This window comes from Moraxella sp. ZY200743 (assembly GCF_050885545.1).
Classification (GTDB): domain Bacteria; phylum Pseudomonadota; class Gammaproteobacteria; order Pseudomonadales; family Moraxellaceae; genus Moraxella; species Moraxella haemolytica.
On record NZ_CP091313.1, the window covers coordinates 1,178,241 to 1,194,218 of the forward strand.

Here is a 15,978-nt window from a genome sequence, read left to right on the forward strand (position 1 = left end):
ACGACTTTTCCATCACAGACGGCTAAAAGCCTACTTCATACTTACTAAGAAAATACCCCAAAGCCAGAGTTCTAGCTTTGGGGTGTGGCTTAAAGACAGACTGGTTTTATCAAGCCCATGACTGGTCAGTCTATTGGATTAAACGCACTTGGTCAATCCATCTATTATTGACCGACTTTCATGATATTGACATCACTCATTTCATCGCCAATCTGATGCGTAGCAATGGCAAGTACGCCAATCTGCCCATCAGTTTGTAACTGAACAAGGCTATGCCAAACTGTTTGGCGAGTACTTTGATCAAGCCCTGCAAATGGTTCATCAAGTAACAGCACCGCCTTTGGAGCAAGTAGTAGCCGTGCCAAAGCCACACGCCTGCCTTGACCGCCAGAAATTGCCGTGCCATATTCGCCAAGCGGAGTATCTAGCCCTTTTGGTTGGGATTTTGCCCAGTCAAGCAGTCCCACCTTATCTAACACCGACCACAGTTCATCGTCATTTGCAGATGGCTTACCCAGTCGTAGATTATCCGCTAATGTTTGATCAAAGATATCGACATTCTGCCCCAAATAGCCAAGAGAGCTACCAAAATCCACCGCATCAATATCCACACCATTAACCAAAATTTCACCACCAACACGAGCAATCTCTCCTGCCAATGTACCAAGCAAAGTGGATTTACCTGCACCTGATGCACCAACAATGAGTGTTGGCTTAGTGGGAGTTAATACGCCATTGATGTTGGTTGTAGCCATCAGCCCTTTTGGCATTTTTACGGATATACCATGCAGATGAATCGTGGGCGTGCTGGCTATTGACTGCTTTTGGGGAATTGACTCACCATCAATCAAGGTGTTAATGCGAGTTTTAGCAAGCAGGCTTCTACCCCAAGCCAATGGCTCGCCAACCAGTCCGAGCAAGATTTCTATCAGACCTAGTAAACCAAGTAGCAGTGCCAGAACAACAGCAGGAGTTGGAGTTAAGGCTTGATTGCTTAGTGACTGTATGACAAATGATTTAGCCTGACCATCAAACAGACTGCCTGCCACCATCAGCAGTTCAACCGAAGCAATGGCGATGATGACTTGAATGAGTGCTTGACGGTTGCGTCTTAATCGCATGGTTTGGCGTGTGGTTTGGGCGTATGCTTCATCTTGTGCCGACAAAGTCGCTACTTGCTCTTGCCACCTATTCCATGTCAATAGTGCGGTTAAAGCAGGCAAAGTATCCAATAGCTTGCTCTTTTTTTGGGTTAATAGTATACTTTCACGCTCTGCTAGCCTTACCCCTTGTTTTAGCGTCCAAAGTGCCACAAGCAAAGATGCTAGCAGACACAGCACGGTAAATAATGCCGTTGGTAACACCAAAAGTATCAACACCGATAATACACCAACCGCCAAAGTGGCCACAATAAATGGCGAAATCAGCCGTAGTGGTAATTCATCAAGTGTATCAATATCTCGCACGAGCCGTTGCATGGTCTCGCTACTACTTTGAACATCTTGTCTATTCATACGAACTGACAGTGGCAGACTTGCCCAACGAGCAAAAAATCTCACCCTTAGTTCTTTTAATAGACCAAATACCGCATGATGCGACACCATCAAATCACCATAACGAGCAAAAGTACGCACGATGGCAAAACCACGAATCATCACAGATGGTATCAGATAATTAAAGGTTGTACCAAGAGCAAGTACACCTGCCACACCTGCCATCGTAATAAACCATCCTGAGAGCATCACCAAGCCCAATACAGACAGAACGGTTGCAATGCCCAAAAGCCATGCAATGCTCCACAATAACTTTTGACTTAACAAAAGCTGTCTTAGGCGAAACTTATCATTTTGCCCTCTCATGGTGCCTCTCCATTAACCAAATCCTGATTGTTATCCTTGCCTAAATAATACACCTCATCAAATGCCACGCCCGCCTTATCATGCGTTACCCAAATCACGGTTTTATCCTTACTAATATGGCTAAGTAACGCCTTGATATACCCTGCTGTCTCGCCATCTAGGTGCTCGGTTGGTTCATCAAGCAGCCATACTTTGGCATCTTGAAGTAACAACTGAGCGATGGCAATACGCTGACCCTGACCACCTGATAGACCACCGCCACGCTCGCTAAGCATGGTATGAATACCGCTAGGCAACCCATCAATCACCTCTTTTAGACCGACCGCCTGCAACACTGACACCAACTCATCATCACAAGCATCAGGCTTGGCTAGGCGTAAGTTATCTGCAATACTCATCGGCAACAGTGGCACGGTCTGCGACAGATAACCAAATTGTTCTCGAAGTGTAGCCACATCTATGTCATCATAGCGTACCGAATTACCATCAGCATGAATAATAATATCGCCCTCAAAATCGCCAAAACCCAATAAAATCTGCAAAATCGTAGATTTACCCACACCACTTTCACCCATGAGCACTGTGCATTGACCTGCCTGACAAGTCAGCGTAGTTGGCGACAGTCTCACTCGACCATCATCACCAAAGACTTGCACATTTTTTAATTCAAAAGCAGGAGATGAATCAAAGACAAAAGGAGTACCACCGATTTGTTTTACCTTAAAATTCAATATAGGAGCAATCGCCTTAGCACACGCTACCGCTTGACCTTTCACATGATATTCCGCCCCCAATCTGCGAAGCGGAGCATAAAATTCAGGGACAAGTAGCAAGATAAACAATGCTTCGCCATAACTGGTCAGCACCTGCCCTTTAGCCCATGGTAGTACACCCATCAAACCAAAGCCCAAATACATGGCCACCAAAGCGATTGATAAAGCCGATAAAAACTCAAGCACTGCACTGTTTAAAAAAGCAATCTTTAGCACTTCCATCGTCCGCTTGCGATAGTTGTCCGAGCTTCGTTCAAGGTCTGATGTTGCAATATCTACCACACCAAGTCGTGAAAGTGTATTCACCCCACGAATCCAATCCAAGAACCGACCGCCAAGCTGTGCTAAAGCATCCATCTGCTCACGACTCTTGCGAGCAGTTGCTATGCCAATCAGCATCATAAAAATCGGTACAAGCGGTGCAGTGGCAAGCAGTATCACTGCCGCTGTCAAGTTATAATACGCCACACATCCTGCCAGTATGATGGGCGTAGCTATGGCAGTCATCTTTTGGACATTAAAACGAGCGTAACCAACCAGACGGTCAGGTTCATCAATGATTTTGCTTGATAACGCCCCATCAGAACCAAAGTAGCGTCTGGCTTGTCCCAATTTACCTAACTTATCAAACAGCCTTGCTCGCACACGCCCAGCAATATCAATACCAATATTTGTCAGCACATCATCTTTGATATAACCAAGCCCAATGCGTATCAGCATACAACCAAGTAGCACCGCCAAACTCGTCCAAAGCCCCCTTGCCCGATATGGCACATCATGCACAAAAACATCAAACCAGCCACCAAACAACACCATCAATTCATACGACTGCACCACAAACACCAATACGCTTGCCACATCCAGTAGCCATACCATCATCATGGGTTTTTTAGCGGTGGCGAAAGTCGTGCGTAAAAATTTATTTGCCATGATGTCATCTTGACTGCGTTTGGACTTTCGTTTTGATTGTCTTATGGGCTTTTGAATAGTTGTTGGGCTATGGCTGTTATTTGGGGATTGATCGGTCATGGCGTTATTGTTATATAAAAGATGCTATTAAAGAATTTTAGGATAAATAATGACGAAAAACAAAATGTTTCATTATCGCTAAATTTACCCAACTTTTCAAGATAGCATGGCAAAATATAGAAAAATAGACCGTTATTGATGATGCTTTATTGGTTATATTGCCACCTTACTACTATCATTCCATTTATAAATGAGTCATTGAATTAAAATACCAAAATAAAATAATGAAAAATTATTTTGGCGAGACCATCTGTTCTGGACGAACAATCTCATCAAACTCTTCGCTTGTCAATAAACCCAACTCAATGGCGATCTCTTTTAGCGATTTGTCATTTTTATAGGCAGTTTTTGCAACTTTGGCTGCATTTTCGTAGCCGATTTTGCGGTTCAGTGCCGTAACAAGCATGAGCGAATGATGCAAGAAATAATCAATCTTCTCGTGATTTGGCTCAATACCTATTGCACAGTTATCATTAAAACTATTAATGCCATCACTTAGCAGACGAATGGATTGCAATAAATTATAACCAATCACTGGCATATAGACATTAAGTTCAAAATTGCCACTTGCTCCAGCCATCGAGATGGTTGTGTCATTACCAATCACTTGACAGCACACCATCGTCATCGCTTCAGATTGGGTAGGATTTACCTTGCCTGGCATGATGGATGATCCAGGTTCATTCTCAGGAATTCGTAGCTCACCCAATCCACATCTAGGACCACTGGATAGCCAGCGGATATCATTGGCGATTTTATTCAAGCTGACGGCCAAAGTTTTTAGAGCACCACTGGCAAACACTTCAGCATCACGAGCTGCCAGTGCCTCAAATTTATTCGGAGAGGTAACAAAGGGCAATTTGGTCAAATTAGAGATTGTTTGAGCAACTTCAATAGCGTACTTTGGGTGACTGTTTAACCCCGTCCCAACCGCTGTTCCACCCAGTGGCAGCTGATATAGACCAGTTAAAGCATCATCAATGCGACTAAGTGCCAAATCAAGCTGTGCCACATACCCACTAAACTCTTGCCCCAAAGTCAAAGGGGTGGCATCTTGCAAATGAGTGCGTCCGATTTTGACAATATCGGCAAAGTCAGCGGATTTTTTAGCAAGGGTTTCACGCAATGATTTAACGGCAGGAATGAGCTTATGGTTAATCTCTATGACACTTGCCACACGAATGGCAGTAGGAAAGCTGTCGTTAGTAGATTGGGCATGATTGACATCATCGTTCGGATGAATCGGCTGATACAAACCTTTTGGACTGCCTGCAAGTTCATTGGCACGATTAGCAAGAACTTCATTCATGTTCATATTAGACTGCGTACCAGAACCTGTCTGCCAGACCACAAGCGGGAATTGATCCATAAGCCCGCCTGATAAAATTTCATCACAAGCCTTAACAATCAGCTCCGCCTTATCACCATCAATACGACCTAAATTGCTATTAGTGATGGCAGCTGCTTTTTTGACGGTTGCCATTGCTTGAATGAGTGGAACTGGCAAGGTTTCACCACCGATTTTAAAATTCTCACGACTGCGTTGAGTCTGTGCACCAAAGTAAGCATCGCTAGGGACAGCAATCTCACCCACCGTGTCTTTTTCTATGCGAATATTGGTCATATCAGTCATTGCATTTTCCTTCTAAGTGAATTTAAGATAAAATAAGTGCTTGGTATATTCACCAAACACTATACCACCATTAAAAATAATTCTCAATCATTAGTTATTATCATTTAATCATTAAACACCTAGCTTGGTTAATTGGAAGCCCTATGGACAACGCCACACTCAGAAAAAACATCAAAAAACAACGAAAGGCACTCACTCAAAAACAACGGCAAAGATTCGCTTTTCTTGCCGGCTTGCACCTACCCAAGTTATTACCACATCTGCCTAAGCACGCTAACATTGGGCTGTATTTGGACGATTTTGGCGAATTGCCAACAGCTCCCATCATGAAGTTCTGCCAAAAATATGGCTTTACGCCCTACTTGCCCATCACCAAGCAAGGCAAACCCCTAACATTCGCTCCTTGTTTTTATCAGCCAACCAAAACCCCCTTAAAACGCCACACGCTCGGCATGAAAGAACCCATGACAAAGCCATCATTAACAGCAAAGCAAATGGACTGCATCATCTGTCCTTTGGTGGCGGTGGATCAGCTGGGTCATCGGCTGGGCATGGGTGGTGGATTTTATGACAGAACTTTTGCCAATTTTCACGGCTTAAAGGTCGGTTGGTGCTACCACTTTCAAATGGTAGATAGATTGGCGGTCAATGATTGGGATCAAAGGGTGGATCTGGTGATTACAGATAGCAATATTCTCAGATTTTTCTAGGGTTAGCTCCATCTTATCCAATAACTCGCCCCATTTGTTGTCATGTGATGACAATATAATGACAAAGAATATATTTTATAATTACTCGTTCCATCTCATAACCGCTAAACTTTTTGGCTAAAATGTCATGCAAGTAGATGGGTTTTTTATGACTAAATCTTCCCCAATAAAAAACCGCCCACGATGAATCATGAGCGGTTAAAATCACTGTTTTTTTGATAACAAAAAAGCCAAATAATTCATACAATTTTTAACATTTTTGCAAAAAAAGTGTATAAATTACTTGACTTTTAATGTAGTTTAAACTATAATATGTTTATCAAGACAAGGTGTTGCAGCACCAAGCCTTGATAGGTTATCCGCCACCGACCTTGTGAAATGGTGGCGACCTTAGGAGATAAGACAATGAAGGCAGTCGTAAAGCTAATTATCATTGTTATCCTGCTACTACTAAGCAACAACGCTTACTAATGGCAGGTAGCCTGTAAAGGCTGGGGTGGTGGGCAAGCACACCGCCTTCTCCTAAAACTTATGATTATCTTACCAATAATGTAAGGATTTGTCAAATGCCTAAGATTGTCAAAACCCCAAAAAGCCGTGCCGAAACTCAGCGTGAGAGTGATGAACGCCGTGGAGTAAAACCGATTGGTTTTAAAGTGCCGATAGAATTTGCCGAACTGCTTGATGACCTTGCTAAACAAACAGGCAAAACCAAAAACATCATTATCATGGAGGCGGTGGAGCTTTGGGCTAAGCAAGTTTAGCATGACGCACGACAAGCCCAACCCTATCCGCCCACCCCTTGCCATAAATCTCACGCACGCTTTGCCGTCCGTAGGGGTGGTGCAGGATTAGAGTGTTGCCCACGCAAGGCGGTGTAACTTCGCTTTTGAGCGTGTCATTGTTGCCGAGCCAAATTAAGGCATGATTAACATGGTGCGTGCGTCCGACACGGCAAAGCAGGACATCGCCGTATTGCAGGTTGTCTTTGTCCACTTCCACAAAGCCTGCTTTTTCAAAGTTCTGCTCATACAGTGGGGCGTGATTGGGGTCTTCCCACCAAGCGTCTGTGCGGTCAAAATCAGGCAATTCAATCTCAAACTCACGGCGATAAAAATCACGGACAATGGCATAACAATCTTGCACACCGTGAATGTAATTTCGCCCCAACAGTGGCGGTTTATACCCACACGGTTCATAAATACCAAAAGCAGGCTCATCACCATAATCTTGCTTGGACACCGCCACAATGACCCACGGCAAGCCATGCAGCTCAATTTGTAATTTATCCAAATCAGACGGCAACACACCGCCGTCAGGGTGGTTATGGACGATGGCTTGTATCTGCCCCATACTTTCAGCACGGGCATACTCTTTTGGACAAAGAGTAAATTGCTCATTGTCATGGGCGGTGTTGGTGCAGGCAATGTATTTGTTATTCACAATCACGCCACAGCACTCGGCAGGGTAGCAGTCAAGGGCGTGGGAGGTAATGTCCGATTTTAATTGTTTGGTTAATTTCATCTTAATTCCTATGAGCCAATCAAACTACTGGCAGGACAGCCACCAAAGGGTAAGGGCTTGTTTTTACCAAAACGGCGAACGCACGATTTCATGCGACCACCGCATTTGTCCAAAATTGGGTTGTCGGTTGGTTTGTCGTGTTCGTCAAACATTGTCGCCCCTGTATAGCCGCATTCTTCGCCACGATACTTACCCACGACCGCCCAATGGCAATAATTGGTAATCTCTCTGACTGGGATTTTTAAGCCCTCTAAATCAATCGGATTTGACAGCTCAAAAGTAACTTGTTGGGCATTTTCCGATGTTTTTTGTTCCACAAACCAAATCTGCTCTTTGCATTCATCGCTTGCCGTAGGGTTGCCACCGTCAAAATTAACCGCATCAAGATACTTGGCAAGGGTGGCAATAACGGTAAGTTTTGCTCCTGCAAAGTCGCTAAACTGCAAGCAATACGCCGACACCGCACCTTGTACCCCTGCGATGTTATTGGCAAGGGTCAAGGTGGGGGTGCTTGCCTTACCGTCTGACCGCATTTCAAGCCCTGTTACATTTAGGGCTTGGGGGTTGTACTCTTTGCCACGGAAGGTAATTACACCATCGTTTTTGTCGTGATTATGTCCGTGAAAGCGTAAAATGCCCGCTCCAAGACGGCTTGCATCCAGTTCAAACAAGGTAATTAGTCCATCTACGGATAATTTTTGAAAGTCGCTGTTTAATGGCATAAGCCCTCCAAATAAAAGACGGAAAAATCACTTTTTCCGTCTTTGTGTGTTATGCTTCTTCGTCTGCCAGTTCGTCGGTTGGCTCGGTTTCGCTTGCCAGACTTGCCGTCGGCACAACTTCCACCGCCACGCCAAATTCATCATTAGCATAGACTAAATGCAGGACGGTAACAGCTTTGTCATTACCCCAACCTTTAATCTGGTTAAGTTGGTTGGTCGCCCAAGCTAGAATCTCGGCACGAAAGATAGTGGTGCGATTGCGTTTTAAAATGCCATTATTCTCTTCGCCGTTCATTGCCTCAAAGCCGTCATCTTCAGGATAATAGACGATTTCAACCTTATTGGCTTTGTCGCCATATTGACTTTGCCAAGTGTCTACCTGCCAGATAAATGCTTGTAGGATTTGGGCTTCGGTGCGGTTTAGGGTGGTTAGGGTTTGGGTGGGTTCGGTCATGGTTTTGCTCCAAATAAAAAGCCCCAAGCGGTATTGCGTGGGGCGGTTGTTAAGGCGATATTGCCTAAAAAACTTGTTCAAACTTCAAGCTAATTTCCCAAAAGTTACCTTTTCTTTGAGAAATTTCATAATCTTGGCAAATGTATTTGGCGGTCGTGCCATGCGGATCAGCCCAATAAAAGGGCGTAACGCCACCATGCTCATCAAGAAAATCTTTGATTGGCTTGATGACGGTCGCCCAGTCGCCAGTTTTGCTACCGCTCCAATCGGTGCGTTTATTGTTAATACCAAAACTCACACGCTGGGCATAGCCATCACCAAACTGCGTCTTACTGACCGCATGGCGAGTGCTGGCAGACGCTCCCATGTTCATTTTCCAAGTGAAGGTTTTCATGCACTACTCCAAAATAAAAAATCCCATCAAATGATAGGATTTTTTATTCAAGTCATTTTCTATTTTTTGAATTTAGATTGATAAAAATCAAATTCTTGTTCAATAGCATCTTTAGTTTCTTGACTATAATCGGGTGATTGCATCAATCTTTCTTTTAAATCATTCATATAATTTAAATAATCATCCAAATCAATAATACCTTTTTCGGCTAAGTAAAGCACCGTACCAGCACTAAACAAACTGTTTGCGTGTAATTGTGTAGCTATCGGCTTTGCAACACCTTCCGCCAATAGTGCCAAACCTTTCATGTGTTGTTCATTCATAATCATCTCCCATAAAGCTCACCGCCTTGTCGGCGTGCTTGGATAAATCGTTGATTGACTTTGGCATCTACCGTGTCACTAATCATCTTGCCGATGGCAACCATCATGTCACCATTTGGCATTTGTTGCACATGAGCTTTTTCGCTGGTGTAATTGTTAATGATGACCTTCGTTTCACCTCGACCCTGCAAGCTGTTCAATTTATCATCTAAGGCTTTGGCGGTATGTTTAGGCAGTACTCGCTCGCCTTTTTCCAAGTTCCAAGTACCTGATTTGGGGACGCTCATGATGCCGTCGTGGGCTTGACCCACGGGCATGACGACTGATTTAATCGCACTGATGATTTTCGCCCCATGCGACACCGCCAACGCCATATCGCTAAGTCCTGTCGGAAAGCCTTTGGCGAGACCCTGTGAAATGGCTTGTTGCATGGCAAGACCTGCCTGTGCAATCGCAAAACCCTGCTGCATGGCAAACATCGCACGGTAGACCTTAGACTGCTTGCCAAGTCCGTCTTTGGCGATGTTGGCGAGTGAGCCAAACAGACTTTCAGACTCTGTCAGTATGAGCTTGTTTTTGGTCTCCTCGTAGTGCTGTTTTACCGCCGCTCGTGCCTGTTCGCCTTGCTCGGTGATGCGTGTCAAAGCTTTTTCGTTGCCCTTGTACAGCTCTTGTTGCCGTTCCAAAAAACCCTCAATCATATCAAGTCTGCTTTGATGCTCTGATTCTAGTTGCTCAATAGCATTCATCGGTACGCTTGGCAAATCAAGGGCTTGTTTGAGCACGCCAAAGCTGGCATCAAGCGGGTCGATGGCACTACTCATCTGCGGCATACTCTGCATGAGCTTGTGCTGCTTGGCGATGACATCAAGCTGGTTTTGCAATGTGCCAAGTTTTTTATTCTCTTCATCTTGCAAGCCATCAAGTATGTCTTGATAAGCGGTCTGTGTAGCAAGCATCTGTTGGCGTAGCTTGAGCTGTTCGGCTTGATTTTTTATGAGTGTGTATGCTTCGGTATCATCAAGCTCTGCTAAGTGGGCATATTTATCCAAGGTGGCTTGGTATTCATGCTCAAACGCAAGCAGCTCTTTACTAAAATCCCCCTTAGCCTTGACCAGCTCGATTTGCTTGTCAAGCTCACCAATGCTCTGATTGGACGCATGAGCGTATTCGTGCCAATCTGCCAACGCCATCTGCGACAAAGCAACGCCCAGCTTGCCTGTGGTCTTAATGACCCGTTTGCCTTGTTCGTTAAACTCAATCACTTCATCTTTGAGTAAGGAGAACTTATGGCGTGAGTTGTCAAGATGTCCTAACAGCTCAGCCAATTTGCCTGTCTGCCCACGGTTCATGTTATCGATGGCGGTCTGCTGTACCAGCTTGTCCAGCTCATCATGAATGATGTCAATGTCCATCGCTCGTGCGGCGTCTTGCAGCTGCTTTTTTAGTGCCTTATCAATGCCCTTAAACTTGCCGTTGGCAATCTCCCAGTTTACCTTGTCGATTTCAAGATTTAAGGGGTGTGCCATCTCATAGCGTAGCTTTTCCCATTCTGACCGCTGTTCCTTGATGGCATCGGTCAAAGACTTTTGGGTGTTTTCGTTTTTCTTGGTGTTCTTGGTGGCATTTTCGCTCGCCTTGCTGGTGGCATCCAGTGAACCAGCCAAATCATCGTGAGCGTCTTTGGATTGGTTGGCGGCATCTGTTATTTTGTCGTGGGCGGCAAGTAATTTGCCTTCAAGATACTGGTTATTGTTTGATTTGACTGCATCAAAAAATCCAGCCACGCCAAAGTCTATGCTGCCATAGCTCAATCGCCCAAAGGACACCGAATCTAATCGCTTGATTTGCCCACCACCAAAAAAATCGGACACAGCATTCATGCCATCGATGAGAAAATTGATATTTTTGCTGATGTGGTTGACTAAGCCTTCAAAGACAGAGATGGCAAAATTACCAATGCCCTTAAACACATTAGCGATTGCCGTGCCAAGTGAGCTGATGTTTTTCCAAGCGTACTGCACAAAGGTCTTGATGGTCGCTGATGCCAAATCAAACACCCGAGCGATGATTTGTAGCACACCCACAAAGCCACCACGAGTACCTTTAAACAGCCCACCAAAAAAGCCCAAGACCTGATTGGTGGACTGTTTGCCATCTGATCTAAAACGGCTAAAAAAATCCAGCGTAACATCGCCAAGCCATTTAAATCCTTTAATGCCAGCATCGACCATCTGCCCAAGCAATTCGCCCAGTACCGCCGTCGCCTCAGACAAACTCTCCATCGCCTTTTGTAGTCCCATCGTGCGGATGACAATCGCAGCGATGACAGCACCGATTGCCATTAACGGGTGGGCTAGGATAATGCGACCAACAGCGGTAAAGGCGGTGCCAATACCCATCACACCACGCCCCAGCAGGGTTGCTGATGCAATGCTTGCTTTTTTTGTGGCAGTCATCACACTAAAATTGCGAGCGGTGGCAAGTGCTTGTGTGCCTGATGCTTTCAGTGCTGTGATGTGAGCAGGGGCTTGGCGAATGTACGCCATCGCTGCTGCTGTTTTTGCTTTGATGGCGACGCTTAGACGATACATGCCAATTTGTGTGGATGTCGTGCCTGATAATACAGACATCAAAGCATCACCGAGTCGCTGGGTGCTGGTGGCGGCAGCCACATTGCTTGCGATGATGCCAGCGTTACTTGATGCCCACGCAGCACCAAGACGCACAACGCTGGCAATCGCTCCACGAGAAAACGCCAGTACTGCCATGAGTGCTGCCCCCATGACGACTTGGATATTTTGACTTACCCAATCTAAGGCGGTGGATAAGCCAAAAGCAGCCTGTTTGAGTAAATCCATAAAACTGGTGTCGCCGATGATTTTGGCATCGCCGATGGCGAGTAACAGGTTTTTATAGCTTCCTTCAAGATTGGCAATTGCCCCATCTAGGGTGTTCATTCGCTCTGTCATCGCACTAGCAAAATTGACATTGCCCAAATTAAGTAAATAATCCTGAATGGCATCGGCATTTTTACTTACTTCGGTAGTAATCCCCTGAAAGGTAAAGGCAACCTTATCTTTTTGCTGACTTGCCTTGATGCCAAACTCTTTTAGGCGTTCAAATTCAAAAGTTGTGGCATCAGCGACCGCCTCAATCATCTGGCTTAAGTCTTTGCCCATTGCAGACGCTGTATTACCAAAGCTGGTCATACTGTTAATCGATGGGTTTAACCCTAAATTTTTTAACTTAACAAAACCATCAACCGCTTGTGCCAAGTCATATGGCGTGGTTTGGGCAAAGTCTTTAAGCTTGTCCATTTGTTCAGCCGCTGATTGTGCCGAACCTGTGGCGGTAATCAGGCTTGCATTTAAAACATCAAACTCACGGCGTACAGACACCATGCTACTGACAGAAGCAAACACCCCCGTAACGACTGCAAACCCCTTGGCGATAAGACCACCCATCTTAGATAGCCTATCAAGTCCCAAGGTGGCTTTTTGGGTGTGCTGTGTTAAGTTATTCATGCCTTTAGACGCTTGGCTTGTGGCATGAGTGATGGAAGATTGCATCTGCTGGGCGGCTTGCTTAGATTGCTTGCCGACTTTGCTGATGTTTTTGGTGAATTGAGCGGTGTTTGCCGCCACATGAATTTCGATGCCTAATGACATGAATTTCTCCAATAAAAAAGCACTCATGACGAGTGCTTTGCGTTGATTTTATCGGCATTATCCACCCAAAGTTAGGTAGTCTGTGCTTTTGGCGTGATGCTTGATTTTTTGGGTATCTTTACTGCTGGCTTTAACAATTAAACTGCGTCCATCATCAAAAATAAGCTGCAATAAGTGCATTTTTTTCGCACCCAATAATGAGCCAACCACAGCACCTGCCATACCAGCAAACATACTCTCGGTAGCGATTGCCAGTGCACCACCAAGTAACGCACCATCTATCACTGATGGTTGATAATCGCCATCTTGAGTGATGATTTCATTGACATGAGCAAGGTTTTCTTGACGCAGTACGATATTTTTGCCAGTGTGAATACACTTTAAGGAAAAACCACCCAGCATATAATATAAAGGTTGTTTTTTGTCAAAATCATCAGAAGCAATAAAGTCTAATCGCATGGCGACCACCTCGAACAAATACACTTCATACCATACCTCAAATTATCCTAAAATTCAAGCAATGGCAAGCAAATGCCTAATGCAAATAATGCTGTTTTTTGGCACGATGCTTATCAAGGAAATCTTGGGCTTGCTTACGCCTTTCGGCAAACGGCATGAGACTACCTGTCGCCTGTTCGTTTAATGCATCAAAGATTAGCCCTGTGCTTTTGGATAGCTTAAAGAATTTTTGACTCAGTACATCAAGACATCCTTGTAGCTCCCTGATTTCTGTGGTAACTCGGTCATACTCCATCAAGCCCACCGTCCGCCAAAAGGCGGTCAGCACGAAAGCCCCACAAGCGTGCTTGCAGGGTTTCATAATGAAAAGTTTAGTTAATTAATAATAACGACCAACCGCCCACTGCTGATGGGTAATCATGTCAGGGTTCATGCCATCATAGCCCAAATGTTTGCCGATGGTGTTGGCTTCTATTGCCGCATGAATGATATGGTCATGGATTTGTCCTGATAAGCGTGGCGACAAGGCACGGAAGGCTCTTCGATGGCTTTATACCAAGAATAAATAAACTGTGTATGCCACGCTAGGTGTTGGGCACTGATGGATAAGCGTTCATTCATACCGCCTTTTGATTTTACCATCAGTTCATGCACATATTCCACCGCTTGTAGGATTTGTTCTTTTGACAGTTCTTTGATTTCATCAATACCAAATCTTTGATGCACCATTTTATAAATCGTGGCATAGTCCAATCTCAACACCCCAGTGGCTAGACTGACAGCGTTACGGAGCGGTAGCGTATCGTCTGATGACAGTTTGGGCAAGCAAAGTATCGCCCTGTGTTTAGATTGTCAAATGCTCGGATAACCATTAGGCTGAATTTTGCACTTATCCACATACCGTAACGGATTACCAGTTCACGGCAAACGAATGTACCACCTTTTTTGCCTTCTGTTGTTGTATATGCGATACTCATCAAATTTGATGAGTTTGATTTTTCAAGCTCAATTTCTTTGATAAGCTCTTGTGTTTCAGCATTACGCATAAAGTTTGATGGTTGGTGTTTGCTTGCACCGCCAGAAACTTTATGCAGATCGTTTAGGGAAAATAAGCCGTTATGTTGGCTAATTGAAGTGTTTGCAACAATAAGATTGACATAGTACATTACCTTTTTCAGTTGGTAGAAAGCCCAAAAGGGCGGATAGGAAGCTGAAAAACCGCTGTACTAACGGCGTGTGGTATTGGGTATTTCCACACCTTCCTACCCATAAAAAAGGTAATCGTAAGGATTGGCAATTTTTGTGGGCACAAAAAAATCACAGATTTCGCTTGTGATTGGCGAGTACAAAAGAAGTTTTTCAGGCTTCGTGTGGTTATTCTATAAAAATCAAAATTTATTATCAAGATATTTTTTGATTATTTTTAAATGCTCAAATTTGAGCATTTAAACTTAATTTTCTGAAATTTCCCCAATTAAGGGGGCTAGGGGGTTCAGAAACCGAAAACAAGAACGGTTGGATTTATTCGTGTAGCAAGCTACCTTATTTCATCGCCCCCTAACATAATTTTAGCGATGGCGGAAATCCGCCAACGGTTATTTTTTGAGCGATACGCAAATTTGCGTATGTCATGAAAGGGAATTTTTGACAATAAAAAACCGCTTGGGCTTTCGGGTGCGGTTATCCGCTAGTTACTAAGGTTCTGACACCTTACGCACATCATACCCCAACCCACAGCCTTTGTCAATCCAAATCATTAAAAATCAGTTCAGAAGCATTCATAGATTTCCTTTGGGTAATAAAAACCGCTCACGATGGAGCGGTGGTAAATAAGCAGCAATACTGTCATTGTGCCAGTTGATACAGACAGTCAGCGACAGTCCTAGCAAGCATCTCGTGTGGCTCGTCATTTTCTACAATCTCCACCATCAAATCATCCAAGCCGACATTGGCAGGAATGGAAATGCCTTGCACTTCTAGGAATGCCAGCATCACGGATAAGCCTGTGCGTTTATTGGCATCGACAAAAGCGTGTCCTTTGGCAATAGCAACGCCATACCAAGCAGCAATCTCAAAAGCATCATCAATGCAATTGTAGTGCATTTGTTGGTCTATGCGACCAAGTACACTTTCAAGTCTGTCAAGATGAACGCCTGCACGCCCCACGCCTGTTTGGGCAAGGATTTCATCGTGAACCGTGATGACAAAAGCTGTGCTAATCATCGATATGCCAGTTTTTGCAGCTCTTCTTTATGGGCTTTGATCACACGCTGAGTTGCATGAGCAACCAGTCGGCGAGTTGCTTCGTCGTCGCTTAATTGCATTGGGACAATCGGTGTGGTTGGGCGTTTGATGGGTTCGGTTGCCAATTTTTTAAGCATTGGCGACTCCTTTTAAGTTATTGTGAATCAATTGAACTATTTTAGC

17 protein-coding genes are annotated in these 15,978 nt (G+C 44.5%); 2 read left to right on the plus strand and 15 right to left on the minus strand.

The features are described 5' to 3' along the window. Positions 1–164 precede the first annotated feature (164 nt). The 3 genes from L3D27_RS05710 to fumC all read right to left on the minus strand — a co-directional run bounded on the left by L3D27_RS05710 (position 165) and on the right by fumC (position 5,285). On the minus strand, positions 165–1,859 hold the full coding sequence (locus L3D27_RS05710; protein WP_432480587.1) for an amino acid ABC transporter ATP-binding/permease protein: 1,695 nt from the start codon (positions 1,857–1,859) through the stop codon (positions 165–167). Further along, the gene (gene cydD, locus L3D27_RS05715) at positions 1,856–3,661 is read right to left on the minus strand and encodes a thiol reductant ABC exporter subunit CydD (RefSeq protein WP_432480588.1); all 1,806 of its coding nucleotides are present in this window, start codon (positions 3,659–3,661) and stop codon (positions 1,856–1,858) included. Before cydD ends, L3D27_RS05710 begins: the two co-directional genes overlap by 4 nt. A 232-nt stretch (positions 3,662–3,893) precedes the next feature. After that, entirely contained in the window at positions 3,894–5,285 is a 1,392-nt protein-coding gene (fumC, locus tag L3D27_RS05720) for a class II fumarate hydratase (RefSeq protein ID WP_432481881.1), read from the minus strand. Positions 5,286–5,437: 152 nt separating this feature from the next. Here fumC and L3D27_RS05725 point away from each other — a divergent pair, with 152 nt between their 5' ends. Together L3D27_RS05725 and L3D27_RS05730 are read left to right on the plus strand one after the other, a co-directional pair. Continuing rightward, entirely contained in the window at positions 5,438–6,004 is a 567-nt protein-coding gene (locus tag L3D27_RS05725; protein WP_373627207.1) for a 5-formyltetrahydrofolate cyclo-ligase, read from the plus strand. Positions 6,005–6,570: 566 nt separating this feature from the next. Next, entirely contained in the window at positions 6,571–6,768 is a 198-nt protein-coding gene (locus L3D27_RS05730) for a hypothetical protein (RefSeq protein WP_284672813.1), read from the plus strand. On the opposite strand, the gene L3D27_RS05735 is transcribed toward L3D27_RS05730, so the two are convergent. The 12 genes from L3D27_RS05735 to L3D27_RS05790 form a co-directional block, all read right to left on the minus strand. Beyond that, a complete protein-coding gene (locus L3D27_RS05735) occupies positions 6,755–7,528 on the minus strand; it encodes an NlpC/P60 family protein (RefSeq protein WP_432480589.1) in 774 nt (257 codons plus the stop codon). The genes L3D27_RS05730 and L3D27_RS05735 overlap by 14 nt on opposite strands. Before the next feature lie 8 nt (positions 7,529–7,536). Next, a complete protein-coding gene (locus tag L3D27_RS05740) occupies positions 7,537–8,250 on the minus strand; it encodes a phage minor tail protein L (protein WP_373627201.1) in 714 nt (237 codons plus the stop codon). 49 nt (positions 8,251–8,299) lie between these two features. Then, positions 8,300–8,704, minus strand: coding sequence for a hypothetical protein (locus L3D27_RS05745; RefSeq protein WP_432480590.1), 405 nt, complete (start codon positions 8,702–8,704; stop codon positions 8,300–8,302). Positions 8,705–8,768: 64 nt separating this feature from the next. Continuing rightward, entirely contained in the window at positions 8,769–9,098 is a 330-nt protein-coding gene (locus tag L3D27_RS05750) for a phage tail protein (protein ID WP_373627198.1), read from the minus strand. A 59-nt stretch (positions 9,099–9,157) separates the two neighbouring features. Next, entirely contained in the window at positions 9,158–9,421 is a 264-nt protein-coding gene (locus L3D27_RS05755; RefSeq protein WP_432480591.1) for a hypothetical protein, read from the minus strand. A 2-nt stretch (positions 9,422–9,423) separates the two neighbouring features. Next, positions 9,424–13,119 carry a tape measure protein gene (locus tag L3D27_RS05760; RefSeq protein ID WP_432480592.1) on the minus strand — a complete coding sequence of 1,232 codons (3,696 nt, stop codon included), beginning with the start codon at positions 13,117–13,119 and terminating at the stop codon, positions 9,424–9,426. A 30-nt stretch (positions 13,120–13,149) separates the two neighbouring features. Continuing rightward, on the minus strand, positions 13,150–13,551 hold the full coding sequence (locus L3D27_RS05765; protein WP_432480593.1) for a hypothetical protein: 402 nt from the start codon (positions 13,549–13,551) through the stop codon (positions 13,150–13,152). A gap of 76 nt (positions 13,552–13,627) precedes the next feature. Beyond that, complete coding sequence (locus L3D27_RS05770) at positions 13,628–13,912, minus strand: hypothetical protein (protein ID WP_373628597.1); 285 nt, start codon at positions 13,910–13,912, stop codon at positions 13,628–13,630. A gap of 110 nt (positions 13,913–14,022) precedes the next feature. After that, a complete protein-coding gene (locus L3D27_RS05775; RefSeq protein ID WP_284674641.1) occupies positions 14,023–14,376 on the minus strand; it encodes a hypothetical protein in 354 nt (117 codons plus the stop codon). Further along, entirely contained in the window at positions 14,322–14,717 is a 396-nt protein-coding gene (locus L3D27_RS05780; protein ID WP_432480594.1) for a KilA-N domain-containing protein, read from the minus strand. Before L3D27_RS05780 ends, L3D27_RS05775 begins: the two co-directional genes overlap by 55 nt. Before the next feature lie 679 nt (positions 14,718–15,396). Next, on the minus strand, positions 15,397–15,780 hold the full coding sequence (locus tag L3D27_RS05785) for a type II toxin-antitoxin system death-on-curing family toxin (RefSeq protein ID WP_284674589.1): 384 nt from the start codon (positions 15,778–15,780) through the stop codon (positions 15,397–15,399). After that, positions 15,771–15,932 (minus strand): hypothetical protein, encoded by a 162-nt coding sequence (locus tag L3D27_RS05790; protein WP_284672826.1) that lies wholly within the window; start codon positions 15,930–15,932, stop codon positions 15,771–15,773. The genes L3D27_RS05785 and L3D27_RS05790 overlap by 10 nt, the downstream gene beginning before the upstream one ends. Positions 15,933–15,978 lie beyond the last annotated feature (46 nt).